This window comes from Phaeobacter porticola (assembly GCF_001888185.1).
Lineage (GTDB): Bacteria > Pseudomonadota > Alphaproteobacteria > Rhodobacterales > Rhodobacteraceae > Phaeobacter > Phaeobacter porticola.
The window spans coordinates 86956-102550 of record NZ_CP016365.1 but is presented as its reverse complement, the minus strand read 5'-3'; the positions used below and the strand labels follow the sequence as shown (position 1 = coordinate 102550).

At 55.0% G+C, this 15595-nt stretch carries 16 protein-coding genes; 11 read left to right on the top strand and 5 right to left on the bottom strand.

What is annotated here, in order from left to right:
* The 11 genes from PhaeoP97_RS17985 (at position 1) to PhaeoP97_RS17935 (ending at position 9871) form a co-directional block, all read left to right on the top strand.
* On the top strand, positions 1-993 hold the full coding sequence (locus PhaeoP97_RS17985; protein ID WP_072506637.1) for an ABC transporter ATP-binding protein: 993 nt from the start codon (positions 1-3) through the stop codon (positions 991-993).
* On the top strand, positions 990-2024 hold the full coding sequence (locus PhaeoP97_RS17980) for an ABC transporter ATP-binding protein (RefSeq protein WP_072506636.1): 1035 nt from the start codon (positions 990-992) through the stop codon (positions 2022-2024). Before PhaeoP97_RS17985 ends, PhaeoP97_RS17980 begins: the two co-directional genes overlap by 4 nt.
* Positions 2025-2074: 50 nt before the next feature.
* Positions 2075-2998 (top strand): LysR family transcriptional regulator, encoded by a 924-nt coding sequence (locus tag PhaeoP97_RS17975; RefSeq protein ID WP_072506635.1) that lies wholly within the window; start codon positions 2075-2077, stop codon positions 2996-2998.
* Between the two features lie 276 nt (positions 2999-3274).
* Complete coding sequence (locus tag PhaeoP97_RS17970) at positions 3275-4165, top strand: LysR family transcriptional regulator (protein ID WP_072506634.1); 891 nt, start codon at positions 3275-3277, stop codon at positions 4163-4165.
* Positions 4166-4391: 226 nt separating this feature from the next.
* Positions 4392-5084 (top strand): glutathione S-transferase family protein, encoded by a 693-nt coding sequence (locus PhaeoP97_RS17965; RefSeq protein WP_072506633.1) that lies wholly within the window; start codon positions 4392-4394, stop codon positions 5082-5084.
* Positions 5085-5622: 538 nt separating this feature from the next.
* Positions 5623-6225: a type 2 periplasmic-binding domain-containing protein gene (locus tag PhaeoP97_RS17960; protein WP_083570447.1), complete on the top strand. Its 603-nt coding sequence runs from the start codon at positions 5623-5625 to the stop codon at positions 6223-6225.
* Between the two features lie 34 nt (positions 6226-6259).
* Positions 6260-6676, top strand: a complete 417-nt coding sequence (locus tag PhaeoP97_RS17955) for an acyl-CoA thioesterase (RefSeq protein WP_072506632.1) — start codon at positions 6260-6262, stop codon at positions 6674-6676.
* Positions 6677-6700: 24 nt separating this feature from the next.
* Complete coding sequence (locus PhaeoP97_RS17950; RefSeq protein ID WP_072506631.1) at positions 6701-7894, top strand: acyl-CoA dehydrogenase family protein; 1194 nt, start codon at positions 6701-6703, stop codon at positions 7892-7894.
* 40 nt (positions 7895-7934) lie between these two features.
* Positions 7935-8516, top strand: coding sequence for a hypothetical protein (locus tag PhaeoP97_RS17945; protein WP_072506630.1), 582 nt, complete (start codon positions 7935-7937; stop codon positions 8514-8516).
* The gene (locus tag PhaeoP97_RS17940) at positions 8513-9199 is read left to right on the top strand and encodes a M23 family metallopeptidase (protein ID WP_083570442.1); all 687 of its coding nucleotides are present in this window, start codon (positions 8513-8515) and stop codon (positions 9197-9199) included. The genes PhaeoP97_RS17945 and PhaeoP97_RS17940 overlap by 4 nt, the downstream gene beginning before the upstream one ends.
* Positions 9200-9292: 93 nt before the next feature.
* Positions 9293-9871 (top strand): gamma-glutamylcyclotransferase, encoded by a 579-nt coding sequence (locus PhaeoP97_RS17935; RefSeq protein ID WP_072506629.1) that lies wholly within the window; start codon positions 9293-9295, stop codon positions 9869-9871.
* On the opposite strand, the gene PhaeoP97_RS17930 is transcribed toward PhaeoP97_RS17935, so the two are convergent.
* The 5 genes from PhaeoP97_RS17930 to tsaA all read right to left on the bottom strand — a co-directional run bounded on the left by PhaeoP97_RS17930 (position 9826) and on the right by tsaA (position 15350).
* Positions 9826-11361 carry an ABC transporter ATP-binding protein gene (locus tag PhaeoP97_RS17930; protein WP_072506628.1) on the bottom strand — a complete coding sequence of 512 codons (1536 nt, stop codon included), beginning with the start codon at positions 11359-11361 and terminating at the stop codon, positions 9826-9828. The two genes, PhaeoP97_RS17935 and PhaeoP97_RS17930, sit on opposite strands and share 46 nt — an antisense overlap.
* The gene (locus PhaeoP97_RS17925; RefSeq protein WP_083570441.1) at positions 11358-12197 is read right to left on the bottom strand and encodes an ABC transporter permease subunit; all 840 of its coding nucleotides are present in this window, start codon (positions 12195-12197) and stop codon (positions 11358-11360) included. The genes PhaeoP97_RS17930 and PhaeoP97_RS17925 overlap by 4 nt, the downstream gene beginning before the upstream one ends.
* Position 12198: 1 nt before the next feature.
* A complete protein-coding gene (locus tag PhaeoP97_RS17920) occupies positions 12199-13239 on the bottom strand; it encodes an ABC transporter permease (RefSeq protein WP_237029047.1) in 1041 nt (346 codons plus the stop codon).
* 4 nt (positions 13240-13243) lie between these two features.
* Positions 13244-14674 carry an ABC transporter substrate-binding protein gene (locus PhaeoP97_RS17915; protein WP_237029046.1) on the bottom strand — a complete coding sequence of 477 codons (1431 nt, stop codon included), beginning with the start codon at positions 14672-14674 and terminating at the stop codon, positions 13244-13246.
* A gap of 217 nt (positions 14675-14891) precedes the next feature.
* Positions 14892-15350, bottom strand: coding sequence for a tRNA (N6-threonylcarbamoyladenosine(37)-N6)-methyltransferase TrmO (tsaA, locus tag PhaeoP97_RS17910; RefSeq protein WP_072506626.1), 459 nt, complete (start codon positions 15348-15350; stop codon positions 14892-14894).
* Between the last annotated feature and the right edge of the window lie 245 nt (positions 15351-15595).

Below are 15595 nucleotides of genomic sequence, written 5' to 3'. Positions count from 1 at the left end.
ATGTCGTTGCTTTCCGTACGCGACCTAACGGTCAAATTCGCGATGCGTGATCACACCGTCACGGCATTGAACCAAATTTCCTTTGACCTCGGCAAAGGCGAGCGTCTGGGCATTGTTGGCGAGTCTGGCGCGGGCAAGTCGATCACCGGCTTTTCGCTGATGAACCTGCTCAGCCGCCCCGGCTATATTGACAGCGGTCAGATCCTCTTTGGTGGAAAGGATATTGTCACGCTATCTGACGCCGAGATGCGCAAGATCCGCGGCAATCGCATGGCGATGATCTTTCAGGATCCGATGGTCACGCTGAACCCGGTTTTAACCATTGGCCAGCAGATGGTTGAGACACTTAAGGCGCACCGTTCGCTGAGCAAAGCCGAGGCAGAGCAGATCGCGATCCTGAAGCTGCGCGAGGTCTATATCCCCTCGCCGGAGGAACGTCTAAACCAGTATCCGCACGAGTTGTCGGGCGGTATGCGGCAGCGGATCATCATTGCGATGGCGCTTCTGTTGGACCCTGAACTGATCATCGCGGATGAACCGACAACAGCTCTGGATGTGACTATCCAGGCTGACATCATGGAGCTGTTGTTGGAGCTGTGCCAATCCAACAAGGTTGGCCTGATCCTGATCACCCACGATCTTGGCGTTGTTAGCCAGATGACTGAGCGAACATTGGTGATGTATGCCGGCCGCCTGATCGAGGCCGGTCCAACCCGTGAGATCATCAACGATCCACAGCATCCCTATACCCAAGGGCTGATCAATGCGCTGCCGCAACAGACGCTGCCGGGTCAGCGGCTGAAGCAGATCCCCGGAAACATGCCCGGTCTTACCGCAATTCCTGTTGGCTGCCCGTTCAGTCCCCGCTGCGAATACGCCATTGATCACTGCCGTAAGGTGCTGCCAGAGACTGTGCGCTACGGTCAGGTTGAAGTGGCCTGCCACGAGGTCAATCGCCTGCAGAACGCCAATCTTGAGGAGGCGAGCGCATGAGCACGCAGACACAAGCCACCAACCCCCTGCTCGAGCTGAAGGGCCTGGAAAAACGCTTTGACCTTGATCAGGGATTTCTTGAAACTGTGAAACTGCGCGGTGGCCGTATTACCCGCGAGAAGCGTGCAGTACATGCGGTCAACAATGTCTCGCTTAGCGTGGATCGCGGCGAGGCGCTTTGCATTGTTGGGGAATCCGGCTGCGGTAAGTCTACCGTTGCGCGGCTTGTCGCGGGTCTGCTGACGCCAAGCGGCGGCGAAATCAACTACGACGGTGAGCGGATCGATAACCGGTCGCGCGCAGCCATGCTGCCGCTGCGTAAAAAGATGCAGATGATCTTCCAGAACCCCTATGCCTCGCTTAACCCACGCATGACCATCCAGCAGGCGCTCGAAGAGCCCGTTCGGCATCACAATCCACGGATGTCGCGCGGGGAAGTTCGTGATAAAGTCGCCGAGGTCATGCAGTCGGTCGGGGTCGATCCCAGCTGGTCAAGCCGCTACCCGCATGAGTTCTCGGGTGGTCAGCGTCAGCGTATCGCCATTGCGCGTGCTCTGACCGTGGATCCCGAGTTCATTATCGCTGATGAACCCATATCGGCATTGGATGTTTCAATCCAGGCACAGGTATTGAACCTGATGTTGGAAGCCAAAGACCAGCGCGGCCTGACCTATTTTTTCATCACCCACGACCTGAGCGTGGTAGAGCATTTCGGTACCCGTGTAGCCGTTCTTTATCTTGGGACGCTCTGCGAACTGGCTGATACCAGAACCCTTTTTGAAAACCCCAAACACCCCTACACCAGAGCGCTTTTGTCGGCGGTGCCTAAACTAAACGACGATGGGCCAGGGCATATCAGGCTACAGGGCGAAATCCCGACCCCAATCAACCTACCCCTAGGTTGCCCCTTTCAAAGCCGCTGCGCATTTGCGAATGCTAGGTGTCGCGAGGTACGACCCCGCCCGCTCCAACAAGCAGATGGAAGCACGGTGGCCTGTCATGCGGTGGAAGAAAACAGACTGGACGGCTGACCACACGGGACCCCGGCCCACTGGACGCAACCAGAACGGACCTAGGCAATTTGGATATTATCTGGCTCAGAGACTTCGAGGCGCTCACGACGCACAAGAACTTTTCACGTGCAGCGGAAGAGCGAAACGTCAGTCAACCTGCATTTTCAAGGCGCATTCGCGCCTTGGAAGATGAGGTAGGTGTGAAGTTGATAAACCGACAGACATTTCCTCTGTCCTTAACACCTGCGGGTGACGTGTTCCTCTCGCAAGCAAAGATCATCTTGCGGACGTATTCAGAAACACTAGAACGCTGCCAAACCATTGATGCCGCCGGCGAGAACGTCATTCGTTTTGCGTCATCTCAGTCGTTGTACATGACCCACTTCCGCGACCATATCGAACCCCTGATGGCGGCAGGCGGGCTCGATGTTGATCTGAACTCAACCAGCTGGGCGGCGGACCAATTCGTCACCGCCTTGCAGCAGCGATATTGTGATGTAATTCTTACCTACTGGCATCCTGCGATGGATTTCTTATCACCACTTGAGGTGAGCAAATGCGACCATCTCACCCTCTCCGAGGATGAGTTTGTTCCTGTGTCAAAGACCGATGCGAATGGCGCTCCACTGTTTGATTTGCGCCGTGATCCGAAGCGGCAGGTGCCGCTGCTGTCCTATGGCAGTGCCTCAGCCCTGAGATCTGTATTGGATCACACATTGCGCCAGCAGATCTCGCCGCCCAACCTATTGGTCGTGAACCAGAATTCTCTCGCAAATTCAGTCAAAGCCATGATTTTGGAAGGATTCGGACTTGGTTGGTTGCCGCGCAAACTATGTGAGGCGGAGCTGGCCGACGGTCGTCTAACGATTGCCGGTGGGGATGCCTTTGTAACCCGGCTTTCGGTACGTCTCTATCGCGAGACCGAAAACACAAAACCCACATTGAATAATCTGTGGCGCAAGATGAGCAACGGCGCGATTGTCATCGACTGATAGCAAAACGCTTGCCCGTCACCCCGACGTTACCATTAACCCATATCTGTTCCCATTGAGGCTTCAACCATTGGGGTGCTTAGACCTGTCTGACGTTCGTATGGACAATAAGTAACAAGCGGAATACGGCCAAATACCCTTATAGGGTGAACCGAATGCTTTGACATATCCTGCCAGCTGCATAAAAGAAACCCTGGAGCGTTGGCCAGGGGTGGTGGCGCTTTTTAAATAGCGGCGCAGCACGTTTAGCGCCCTACGGCACTTGAAGGGGTAACTATGGACATCAGTCAACTCAAGACCTTTGTCACCGTGGCAAGAGAAGGCAGCATCACACGCGCATCGGAACTGTTGTTCCGCAGTCAACCTGCTGTCAGCGCACATATCAAGACGATGGAAGACACACTGGGTCTTACGCTATTTCAGCGCACACCGCGGGGTATGAGCGTAACAGGAGACGGCCAACGACTGCTTATCGAGGCACGGCAACTCTTGGACAACCATCAGAAATTTCTGGAAGAAGCCTCTCGCTTGCGCGGGCGACTGGCAGGTCAATTGCGTGTTGGTGCAGGGCGAAATCTCGGGTCGACCGAAGTCAGCCGTCTGCTAGCCAGCCTGTCGAAAAACTTCCCGGACTTAGAAGTCGCATTGCAACACGGCACCTCATCCAGCGTATTGGAAGACATTCGCAGCGGACGATTGGATGCGGGTTTTTTCATCGACCCTGACGAGGCGCATACCGATCTGGCGACACTCGAGATTTCACATTTCAGCGTCTATCTTGCCGCAGCACCGGATTTGGTGCCCGAGGGGCCAGAACTCAACTGGGCAAAGTTGGAACAGCTGCCTTGGATCTATCCTACCTATAGCTCGTGTTGTGGGCGGATCGCCGAGCGCTTGTTCAAGGAGAACAACATTAAACCGGCTCGGATTATCAACGTAGACGATGAGACCATCACACGAACGTTGATTGCCAGCGGTGCCGGGATTGGCTTGGTTCATATGAGCAGTGCCGGAGATGATCCCGTCGGCGGTGATATTTCACTACTACGCGAAGTTCGCAAATCTACACGCGTATTGTTTGCCCATCTCGTTACCAGATCAAAAGACCCAATTATCAGCGCCGTACGCGAGCTGTTGGACAGCGATATGACGGCGGTGCCAGCCTAAGTCAATGTTGAGCCAATCAGCCGGTTCGCCAGCCAGGTAGCCCAGCCCGCGCGCCAATCATTTTTGCGACTAATTTTTGCCTCAGCATTTCTGGCAGAAATTTTCGAATATTTAAGTATAGCATTGATGAATTAAAATATGAAGATACTCTCCCACATAATTTAAACGTGGTGATTCTTAACTCACCTCGTTTCAATCCGTATGAAATTTTATCAGGAGGCATCTGATGACGCGTAAACTCTACAGTCTCTGCGGCGAGGATGGGATACGTCACTATTCGCCACATGTCTGGAAGATAATTATGGCTTTGGAGCATAAGGGTTTAGAATACTCTCTTACTCCAGTTTCATTTGAGGATATTTCTGAAATTGAGGACGGATCGTACAGCAGTGTTCCTGTTCTACGTGACGGGGAAACCGTCCTTGGTGAGAGCTATGATATAGCGCGCTACCTTGACGAGACCTATCCAGAGGCTCCAGCTCTATTCGATGGCAAAGGCGCGATGGCGCTAACACGATTTGTCGAAAGCTACTGTAAGACCGTTCTTCACCCCAGCCTTGCGACCATTGCGGTGATGGATATGCACAACCTTATGTCGCCCGATGACCAAGTCTATTTCAGGACTGCCCGCGAACGCCGATTTGGGATGTCGTTAGAGGAAATGGCCAAAGGTGCCGACCGAGAACGCGCCGCGCTGCCTGACAAATTGGCCCCTATTCGCGACCTTCTAACCCATCAGGCGTGGGTGTCAGGTGCAACCCCCGCCTATGCCGACTACACGCTGTTTGGGACGCTACAGTGGTGCAATGTGTGCTCCCCTAACACTCTATTTACTAAAGACGATACTGTTTCGTCTTGGTTTGATCGCTGCCTCGATCTCTACGACGGAGTTGGGCGTAATCCTGCCCGCTCCAGCTGACAAAAACACTCTATTGGGGATATAGCAGGGGCTGGCTGCCCCTGCACAATGTACCCATTGTCAGCGCAGACTGCATGAAAAATCGCTACAGCGATTCTTGTACGCGCCCCTCAAAGATGCAGCGGGCGCGCGCTGCCTCACCTCAGGCCCCCTCTATTCTTGCACAATCCTTGAGCGAATATCCGCTTGCGTGACGCGTCTCCAAAGGTCGCGTTTGAAGCTCGCCGGTACAATTTCCCATGTTTCACCTGTCTTATCAGATTATTTGATAGCTCCTCATCATAGCTGAGGAACATCATCAGCTTTTTTGAATTGTTCAAAAATAACTTTCCCGGTTCCATGGCGTCAACAGATCAGATTCGCAATATACCGATTGCCGCAAATTGGGGCCCAAGCCAGAAAAAAATTAAACACCGCACGTATCTCCAAATTAACTTACTGTCGTCAATTTTATAATCAAGATAAACCTCTTGATTAAACTATCGCCCCTGCGCAATTAAAATTTGACTTCAATAAAATCCAGCAGAAGAGACGGATGATGGACGTTCAATTCGAAACTAATAGCGACGTTGGCTATATTCCAGATGCCGAAACGTTCGCCTGGGTAAAACAGGTTCACACGCTGGGCCCGACTGGTACCAATTGCGAGCGGGCGGCATTGTCTTGGGCCTTGCGGCGATGCCAGAATGCCTCTGTCAAATTACACCGGACGATGGAGCAGGCTGCAGATAGCGTCGCATGCCAAGACGGTGCTGTGCTGGTCGGGGTTGTTGCCTACCCCCATCTACATTCAATCATTTACGCGCATATCCAAAAGATGAAGCTGTTGGATGTGTTCATCATGAATACCGACAACATGGTGCTGGCATCCCGAACCGGCGCAGAGCCACTGACTTGCGCCACACATCCCGCCCCGGAAAAACTGCTCCCCACAAAGGTCGAGCGGCGCTTTGTTTCCAGCAACGTGGTCGCTGCCCGCGACTGTGCCGAGGGGCATGCCGATGGCTGTATCACAACGCTTTGCGCCGCTGAGAAATTCGGCCTGCCGATCCTGCGCAAGTTTGGCCCCGTTCCGATGGGGTTCACCATCCATGGCCCGTTGGAAAAACGGGCCTGCCAGGACTGCACGCAGCACGCCTGATCCAACATCAACAAATCACTACTGGAGAGATAACATGTCCAACAAAGCCTTTGAGACCAACATCGAAATCCGCTACCGCGATACCGATTCCATGGGCCACGTCAGCAGCCCAGTGTACTACGACTACATGCAGTCGGCTTATCTTGAATACATGCATGACTTACTGGAGCTGCCCAAGTCTGAGAAGCTGCCCCATATCATGGTCAAGACATCGTGTGACTATGTCTCACAGGCGCTCTATGGCGACAATCTGGTCGTGTGCAGCCGTGTTGTTAGTTTCGGTGGCAAGAGCTTTGAGATGGAGCACGTGATGCATATCGATGATGCCGACCGCCGCATCGTTGCAAATGCCAAGTCGGTGCATGTGATGTTCGACTACGACAAACAGGCCACCTACCCGGTGCCGGACTCTTTCAAAGAAGCCATCGCCACCTACCAGGAAACTGCCTGACCCCCTGTTTGCGAGGACGACAAGATGCATTTGGAATGGACCCCGGAGCAGCGGCAAACCCGCACCGCCTTTGCCGCTATCGGCAAAATGGCTGATCGGGATGAACTGCGGCTGGGCCGCCGCGCCTTTGACCAGCAGACCTGGGATCGCCTCAGCGCTGCCGGTTTATGGCGTATGATTGTACCGCGCGAATTTGGGGGCGACGGGCGCGACTGGTGGGGATTTACAGCTGCGCTCGAAGGCCTCGCCGCGACTTTGCGGACTCCTGGGCTGTTGCTCTCAGTGATTGCTCAGGCCGGTATGGTCCGCGCGTTGGATCTCTATGGCAGTGATAGCCAAAAACGCGAATACTTGGGCCGCATCCTCAATGGCGAGCTGAGCGCCACCGCCATTGCCGACCCTGACACTGGGACAGACGTTCGTGCCACATCCTCCCTGCTGACACCTGGCCCGAACGAAACCTTCCGCTTGAATGGCGTGAAATACAATATCGCTCACGCACCAGTTGCCAGCTTCATTCTGGTGGTCTGCAAACTGAGTGATCACGGGCGCGAGGGGATTTCATTGGTTCTTCTTGATGCCGATAGTCCCGGTTTGACTATTGGCGCCCAAGATCGCAAGTTGGGCAATCTTGACCTGCCAACTGGGCAGATGCGTTTTGACGATGTGCCCTTGCACTACGGGCATTTGCTAGGTGAACCCGGCGCAGGTCTGCGCAACCTCGTCAATATCGTTTCCATGGGTCGGCTGTACTATGGGCTGGTGGCCGCCTGGTTGATTGAACCTATGTTGGCAGAGGCTTTTGACTTCTCCCAAAAACGTACAACCTTTGATGTGCCAATCATCGAACATCAGTACATTCAGAAGAAATTGACCGACATTCGCATCGGCGCGGAGAGTGCGAAATGGGTGTCCTATGCCGCCCTGCATCAACTGCTCTGCGGCGCGCCAGAGGCTGCGATGACCTGTTCCATCTCTAAACTCACCGGAGCCGCAACCATTGTCGAAGGCGCGATGGACCTGATGAAGCTCTATGGCAGCAAAGGGTACCATGAGGGAGAAATCACGACTTTTCTGCGCGATGCCCTGGCATTCTGCAGCGTCGGTGGGACCGAAGAAATGCATCGCCGCAACATCTTTGGCCAAATGACACGGCTGCACGCCAAGTCCAAAAAAACAGCGAGCCCAGCCATTCAAAAGGATTTGCAGCCCGCTTAGGGCCAATCACACATCAATTACACGAATTCGGAGAGAGACTATGACCTCATCCATCCCTGCAACCGTCGGGAGCGCCCTGTTGGCCACGGCAATTACTCTGACGCTTGTGGCGGGACCTGCTTTTGCGGTTGATAAGCCGGTCAATCAGGCCCCGACCCGCGCAATCAGCACCATTGATTGGGACGCGGCCCGCTCGATAAGGGCCGGCGCAAATGACGAAGACGAGGCGATCATCAATGCTTTTATCGCCAGGGATCCCGCAGGCCTTACGGAAATGAAGCTGCCCGTGATGATCCTCGGCGCCAATGCCGAGGCTGATCTCCCAGCTTTCCAGGGCCAGGGCAACGCTTACACCGCATATTACGTGCTTGAAGGTGCCCAATTGAGCATTATGGGGGCGAAAACTCTGCTGGTGAATGTACCCGGCCTGTCTTTCAGACACGACGCCAGCACATATGAATCCACGGGTGACGGAGCCGATCACATGTTCAATCGCTTTGGTGCGTTCTACACGTTGCGGATCACATGCGACGCACCAACCAAAGACACCCGCTGCATTGAGCCCAGCTATCTGGCCGAGCTTGCGCAAACATTGACCGTTGCCAAAGGATCAGAGCAATGACGCAACACGCCACCACGTTGACCCTAGTTGCGGCCACTGCCATCGCGCTTTTTTGCATCACTCCGGCGAATGCGGACGAGCGTTTTAGCCCCCCCGGTGATCTGGTCAAAGACACCGGCGTGGGCTTGTCTATCAGTGCTATACTCTATCCCGATATGCGCTTTCCTCTCGAAAGCGGGCCGGCCTATGCCAACTCCCATGTCTACGCACCGGGAGGGTTCAAAGGCGGCGGCGGCAGTCAATGTGACACGGTCAACTACAATTATCCTTGGCGCGACAATTTCTGCGAACTACGTCGTTCTGATCTACCCGTATGTGCGTCGGGCGGTCATCAAGGCCAAGACATCCGACCTGCAACCTGCAAGGCTGATACACATTGGGCGGTCGCGGTCGAGGACGGCGTCATTGCACATGTTGGTCGCTTTGCGTTAACTTTGCAGACGCCTTCGGGCACGCTTTATCGCTATGTTCACATGAACATGGAAGATCTCGCTGTTACACCGCTTGACAAAGTATCCAAAGGTGATCGCCTGGGGAAAGTTTCCAATAGCTGGGTCTCTGAGTTGCCAATCCACTTGCACTTTGATGTCAAGGAAACCGTCCAGATCGGACAGGAGACGCGTTCAGTCTTTGTACCCCCTTACAGCAGTTTGATGGCCTCCTATCGCCAGCTGACGGACTGATCTGCAAGGCGGAAGAGGCGCCCCTGACCTCTTCCGCCATTTTTTTGTCAAGGGATACGGGCACCGCCCATGAATGCACAACGGAGCTGTCATATGTCCAACACGCTTTGGGTTTTCGCCTATGGATCGCTGATCTGGGATCCTGGGTTTAGCCCCGCAGAACAGCTGCCTGCACGGCTCACCGGTTACCAACGTCGGTTCTGTCTGAACTCCCTGCGCTATCGCGGCACGTTCTCCCAACCGGGACTGGTGTTGGCCCTTGATGCCGCTAAGGATGCCACCTGCAACGGGGTCGCTTTGGCGATACCAGAAGGTCAAGAGACCGAAGTTCTCAAATATCTGCGCGCCCGTGAGCTGTTCAATCCGGCCTACCGCGAAATCACCACACCATTGACGCTCGCAGACGGTCGCGAGATCGAAGGGCTCACCTATGTGGTCAACCGCGACCACGAACAATACGACAATCACAGTTTGTCTCGGCAAGCCGAGATCATCGCCCATGCCGCTGGTGAACGTGGTCCAAATTGCGACTATCTCTGGAACACAGCCGACCACCTGCGCGCACTCGGCATTGCTGATGAAAACCTCGATTGGCTATCGGACCAAGTGCGCACGCTCCAGACAGATCAGGCTATGGACATGTCCGCAGGCGACGGGCTCAGCCGCAGCTGACCGTCTGACAAAAACCGAATATTATGACCCAGGGCCCCAGCCACTTTGGGGTCATGGGTGAACACCAGCAGCGCCAATTTATCTCTGACCATCAGTTGCCTAAGCAGTTGCAAAACCTGATTCCGGGCAGCACGATCCAGCGATGCCGTTGGTTCATCCGCGATCAGGCACCGCGGCTGCGAAGACAATGCGCGGGCAATCACCAACCGCTGGGCCTGCCCCCCAGAAAGATCCGCTGCGCGCTGATCCAGAAATGACCTCACCTGCGGCAAGCCAACCTTCTCCAGCAGCGATACCGCCCTATCTGTGTTGCGGTGCCTACCGGCAAGACGATTGAGCCGTCTTGCGTCCTCCAGGACCTCCGCAACTGTCATATGACGCGCAATTGCACGATGGGGATGCTGTGGCACCAGCGCCAGATCGTGAGGATAACAGGGTACGGGAGCGTCCCCTGGCCTTTCCCGCCATGAGATATTCCCTGCCTGCATTGGATCGTACCCGACCAGCAGGCGCGCTAACGTCGATTTTCCACATCCGCTAGGTCCAAGAACCGCCAGGCACTCCCCTCTTGGTAAGACAGTTGAGACACCATTCAACAGGAGTCGATCACCGCGACGGAGCGAAATGTCTCGCAGGATCAGACCAGATGGATTGACTTGCGGTGGACGTGGGCTGGGCACAAGTGGCGCGACACCGTGATTGTCCAAGCATCGGCGATGTCGGCGACCGGCTTGCAGGGCTTTGCCTGGTTCTTCAATTGTAGGGGTGCGCAGCATGTCGATTGCCGGTCCGTCTTCGACTAACTTTCCTTCATGTAGTATCGCCATCTGGTCCGCCATCTGACAGGCCAAATCCAGATCATGGGTGATCAGCAATTGACAGCGCTGCAACCGACCCTTTTCGAGCAAAGCAATTGCACGCGTACGGTTGACGCGATCCAGCGCTGCTGTTGGCTCGTCCAAGATCAGAACACGAGGATCCCGCGCCATAGCTAACGCGGTAAGCACGCGCTGGATCTCTCCACCGCTGAGACCGGAGGGGTAACGATGCAGCAACCAATCGGGGATATTGAATTGTGCACAAAGCGTCTTGGCATGTTCTTGACGATTGCTAGCGCGTGGCAGCAGCTCCAGAATATGTTGTAGGACGGTTTGATGTGGGTTCAGCGCATCCGCCAATGCCTGCACCACCAATCCGACCCCATCTCCACGCAATTTGCGCCGATCCGCTGTTGATCCATATAGCATATCAACGCCGAGAACCCTGACCTGCCCGGACCAACGGAACCCACGTGCACCCTGGGGCGACGCCTCTTGCGCATCGTAGGGACGCCCGGGCAGAACACCAAGCAGGAGACGCGCAAGGGACGTCTTGCCACTGCCCGACGCACCTATCAGCGCAAGAGTCTGCCCCTGCAAGATGTTGAAGGAGATGTTTTGCAGAAGTGGCCGACCACTATGGAATAGGCAAAGATCATCTACACGGATCATAATCGTTGTTCCAATTCCAAACCGGATTGTACGCGCGGATCGCTCAGCTTCAGTATCCAATGAAGGAATAGCGACAACAGAAATGCTGGCGGCAGCAACAGCCAGATCCACGCCCCGGTATAGAGCTGGTCCATAGCAGATTGCATCATGCTTCCCCACGTCAGCAATCGCGGATCAGTCAGACCTAGAAACCCCAGCCCCGCAGATTTCAAAGCGGCTTGCCGTAAGTTTTGGACGATCACAACACCGACAAGCGGGCGCAATGCGGCAAGCAGATGCCAGCGCCAACAATAGATCCATCCGGCCCCCATGGCACGGGCATATAGTATATTCTCCCGGCGGACCTCACGCCGCAGTACAGCAACGACAATGCGCACATCATCGCTCCAGCCGGTGACAGTCAACAGCAGAACCAATGCGATGAGACCAGGATTCACCAAAGCCGCGACAAACAGCAAGAGCAGCATCGACGGGACGACTTGCAGTACGTCGACGGTTCGGAGCACCACCCCTGCAACCAGTGGTCCACCTAAAACCACAAGGCTGGCCGCGCTCAACGCGAGAGCCCCGGCAAGTATGGCAGTCACAGTCGCCAATGCCAGCGTGGTTGGCGTGGCAAGGATGAGCCCGACAAGAACATCCTGACCAATTTCATTGGTCCCCAGCCAGTGCTCCATTCCCGGTGCCACCAAAACATCCCGGCTGCTGCCGTGCTCCAGCCACCCAGTCTGCGCGGTTAGCCATATGACAATGCAAAACGCCACGAGAAAGCAGAACACCAACCCCTGTCTGGGCACCCTACGCAGCCCCGGCTCAACGGGAATGTCAGCAGCCATTTCACCCACGCTCCGCAAGGCGGGTTGCCAGCCCATCAACACACCAATTCACCAACAGAACAAAGCCGGCGACAAACACGATTGTACCTTGCAACAAATCATAATCCCGTTCCAGAATTGCGCTGTAGATTAGGTATCCAGTGCCCGGATAGGAAAAAACGATCTCGACAAAAAACACTGCACTGATCAAACCCGTCATCGTGTCACTCAGACGCGCAAGGTAAGCGGGCACCAGACTGCGCCCGATGTAAACCCAGCGGATGCGCCATACCGACACGCCCCGCGCACGCGCGTTCACTACAAAATCACGCTGTGCCAGGTGGATTGTTTCAGCACGGGCAAGGAAAAAGAACCGGGCCAATTCATGCAGGGCCAGCGCCAGCGACGGCAATACGGCATGTCGCGCAATATCAAACGCGTGGCTCAGGGTTTCGGTTGCTGGGAACAATGGCTGGGCACCACTTGTTGGCAGGATCGGCCATAGGACACCAAAAACCAGTAATAGCAGTACAGCGCCCACAAAAGGCGGCAGACTGGCCATCACGGTAATCAACGGTGTACTCCAGCGATCCACACCCTGCCCCGGCATGCGGCCCGCTTCGATCCCGGCGAGGGCACCACCGATTAGAAAGATTGGCGCTGCACCTAGGATCAGCAATCCGGTCCATGGGAACGCCGCGATCAACAGCTGCCCAACTGGGGCCGCGTGGGGTATCGAATAACCTAAGTCCCCGTTTAGGAGATTCGCAGTATAATCAAGAACCTGCCCAAAGAGATCTCCGCCTAGCCCCATATTCTCTTGCAAGTCACGAACCTCTGCGGGGGTTAGTCCCCGCGCAAGATCGGTGGATAGCATGATTTCAAGCGTATTTCCGGGCATCAGCCGGGGCAACACCACGCAGATCGCGACGATAGAAGCAAAAACCAATAACCGCAGAATAAGTCCACTTGCAAACCGTACCAAATTGGCAAATGGTACCGATCGAAAACCCCTGGCAACCGACAATTCCCGATCCACCGACACGACTGACGTATCTGTCACCGGATCACTCCAGGAAAATGGATTTATGCAGTGCCGAGGGTATGCCGACCGCGACACCACCCGGCATAAACGGGGCTGATAGCTTTTCATTGAAGGTCGTCGCCATTAAGGGATTGACCAGCATGTATGACGGCAAGTTTTCAGCATAAAGGCGCTGAAACTGATCCAGCGCTTCAACACGCTCGGCATGGCTGGAAGCAACCGTTTGCGCCCTGATCAGCCCTGTCATTTCAGGATCGGCCGGAAAGCGATCACTGTTCCAACCCCGGCCAAAAACCCGGCGGCCGATGTTGCTTGGATCACCCAATGTACTAGAAGAAAACAGCGTCAAATCATACGCTCCTTCCGCCACGAGGTTGCGTAGCGCCCCTAGTTCCATCACCCGTAGATCGATAGAAAATCCAAATATCTCAAGCTGTTCAGTAATGACGCGTGCTGATTTCACGCTGCGACCATCAGTGATCAACCGCAGCGAAACATCGTCACCTTCACGTTGCCAACGTCCAGCTGCGGTTTGCGCCCAACCAGCATTGATTAGAAATTTGTGGGCCTTTGCTGGATCATGGGCGTAGGTCGGATTGTCGTCCTCATTCCACCAACGCGATCCCGGTTGGAAATAACCCGTTTGGGCCAACTCCGCCGTGCCAGGAAAAGCTGTATCCAACAACGCCTTGCGATCTATGACATAGGCGATTGCCTGACGCAGTTCCCGGAGAGCAAAGCGACCGCGATGATTAAAACCCAGGCGCATGACATGGTGGCTTGGTGCGACTTCTACTTTGAAACCCTCGGCCTCAGCCGCCAAGACCCGATCCACTGGCAAGTAAGAAATGATATCAACCTCGCCAGCACTCATCGCTTGAAGTGCGGCATCCGGGTTCATCTTGACGATCCGGATCTGCTCAAAGCGCGCCCGCCCTAGTGGGTGATCCGTAACTGCTTCTAGCAGATAGCGACCCTGCGCCTTGTCATATGCCGCCAACCGGTAAGGCCCGCTACCAATTGCAGCCTCCAGAGAGGCAAAACGGAACGGATCCTCAATCCTTGAGTAAACGTGTTCAGGCAGGATCGGTATCGCAGAAAAAACGCCTTCAACAAGGCCAGTTTCAGCGCGTTTGACGTAGACCCTAAGGTCATAGGGGCCCTCGACTTCAACCCGCTCGATTGATTTCACAGAGCCAAATACGTAAGGATATTCAGACATGTAGCGCATGGTAAAAGCGACATCCTCTGCAGTGACTGCTTTACCATCATGCCATTTGGCATCTGACTGCAGCTGTATCGCATAGCTCAGACCATCAGGAGCACGTTGCCACGAACGTGCTAAACCCGGCGCCGGGTTCCCATCAGCATCCTGACTGACAAGCGTGTCAAAAACATACGTCGTATAGAGATAGCTGACGCCGTTCTTGCGATGCACATATGGGGCCAGCAAACCCCGGTCGCCTTTGCTGTCTGTGATCACCAGTTGTCGCACGCGCCGGTCCTCTTCCGCCGCAAGCGCGTCAGGTTGGATTGCGCCACAAACTGCGCTCCCAATTGCGAGACTGACAGCCACTCTGCAGGACCAGATTTTGGCCAGATTGAACGCATGCAACGACAGCATAAACAGTACCTTTACTAAGGGCAGGACGGGACATCCTGCACATGGGTTACCAACGAATTGTGGCGTCCGGACGGGCATCTTCTTGAGGAACCACCGGTTTTAGATCGACAACGGGTGTCCCATCAATGCAGTCAAGACCGCTGATCGTTAGGATGCCGTCCGTGTGATCCAGCAGCTGAACCGCGCTCAGTCCAATGGGGTTCGGTCGGTTTGGTGCCCGGCTGGCAAAGACACCTCGCGCCACCTGATTGCCCCGCGCCCGACGGACCCGTGCGTTGCGATCGGATCTATGCAGCCAGTAAAGCACCCACAGATGTGAGGCCAACGCGATATTATGCAACGCCGCCTGATATTCCGGCGCGATCTCGATCCGGCTGGCAGTGGCATTTCGACGACCTGACATCGGACAATCGCTCACTTCGGAAAACCCTGTTCGCACGACACCAATTGGAGTGATCTCAAACGTGCCTGTCGGCAATGTCAAAAGTTGCATGGCGTCGGTCATGATCTCTCACAAAAATCTAAGGGAAGGCTAAGGGCTGGCTCATCCTGCGCGGGCAGGCCGTAGCGGGCCACCGTCAAGCGGTTACCCCGTGATATGGCGCTATGCTGGCAGCGTAAAATCAGAAAGCCATATGCCAGACCTCAGTATTTCTGAGGTATAAGGCAGTGATCTCAAAAGCCCTGAGGCAGATAGAGCCTTTGGAATTCATGAGGCCCCGTCTCTGATAAATCGATTGGATTCATTGC

Bases quoted from the DNA above. Each gene is read 5' to 3' on its own strand.
- PhaeoP97_RS17950 (WP_072506631.1), top strand. From the start codon at position 6,701: ATGCATTTGGAATGGACCCCGGAGCAGCGGCAAACCCGCACCGCCTTT.
- PhaeoP97_RS17940 (WP_083570442.1), top strand. From the start codon at position 8,513: ATGACGCAACACGCCACCACGTTGACCCTAGTTGCGGCCACTGCCATC.
- PhaeoP97_RS17970 (WP_072506634.1), top strand. From the start codon at position 3,275: ATGGACATCAGTCAACTCAAGACCTTTGTCACCGTGGCAAGAGAAGGC.
- PhaeoP97_RS17985 (WP_072506637.1), top strand. From the start codon at position 1: ATGTCGTTGCTTTCCGTACGCGACCTAACGGTCAAATTCGCGATGCGT.
- PhaeoP97_RS17925 (WP_083570441.1), bottom strand. From the start codon at position 12,197: ATGGCTGCTGACATTCCCGTTGAGCCGGGGCTGCGTAGGGTGCCCAGA.
- PhaeoP97_RS17980 (WP_072506636.1), top strand. From the start codon at position 990: ATGAGCACGCAGACACAAGCCACCAACCCCCTGCTCGAGCTGAAGGGC.
- PhaeoP97_RS17935 (WP_072506629.1), top strand. From the start codon at position 9,293: ATGTCCAACACGCTTTGGGTTTTCGCCTATGGATCGCTGATCTGGGAT.
- PhaeoP97_RS17955 (WP_072506632.1), top strand. From the start codon at position 6,260: ATGTCCAACAAAGCCTTTGAGACCAACATCGAAATCCGCTACCGCGAT.
- PhaeoP97_RS17965 (WP_072506633.1), top strand. From the start codon at position 4,392: ATGACGCGTAAACTCTACAGTCTCTGCGGCGAGGATGGGATACGTCAC.
- PhaeoP97_RS17945 (WP_072506630.1), top strand. From the start codon at position 7,935: ATGACCTCATCCATCCCTGCAACCGTCGGGAGCGCCCTGTTGGCCACG.
- PhaeoP97_RS17960 (WP_083570447.1), top strand. From the start codon at position 5,623: ATGGACGTTCAATTCGAAACTAATAGCGACGTTGGCTATATTCCAGAT.
- tsaA (WP_072506626.1), bottom strand. From the start codon at position 15,350: ATGACCGACGCCATGCAACTTTTGACATTGCCGACAGGCACGTTTGAG.
- PhaeoP97_RS17930 (WP_072506628.1), bottom strand. From the start codon at position 11,361: ATGATCCGTGTAGATGATCTTTGCCTATTCCATAGTGGTCGGCCACTT.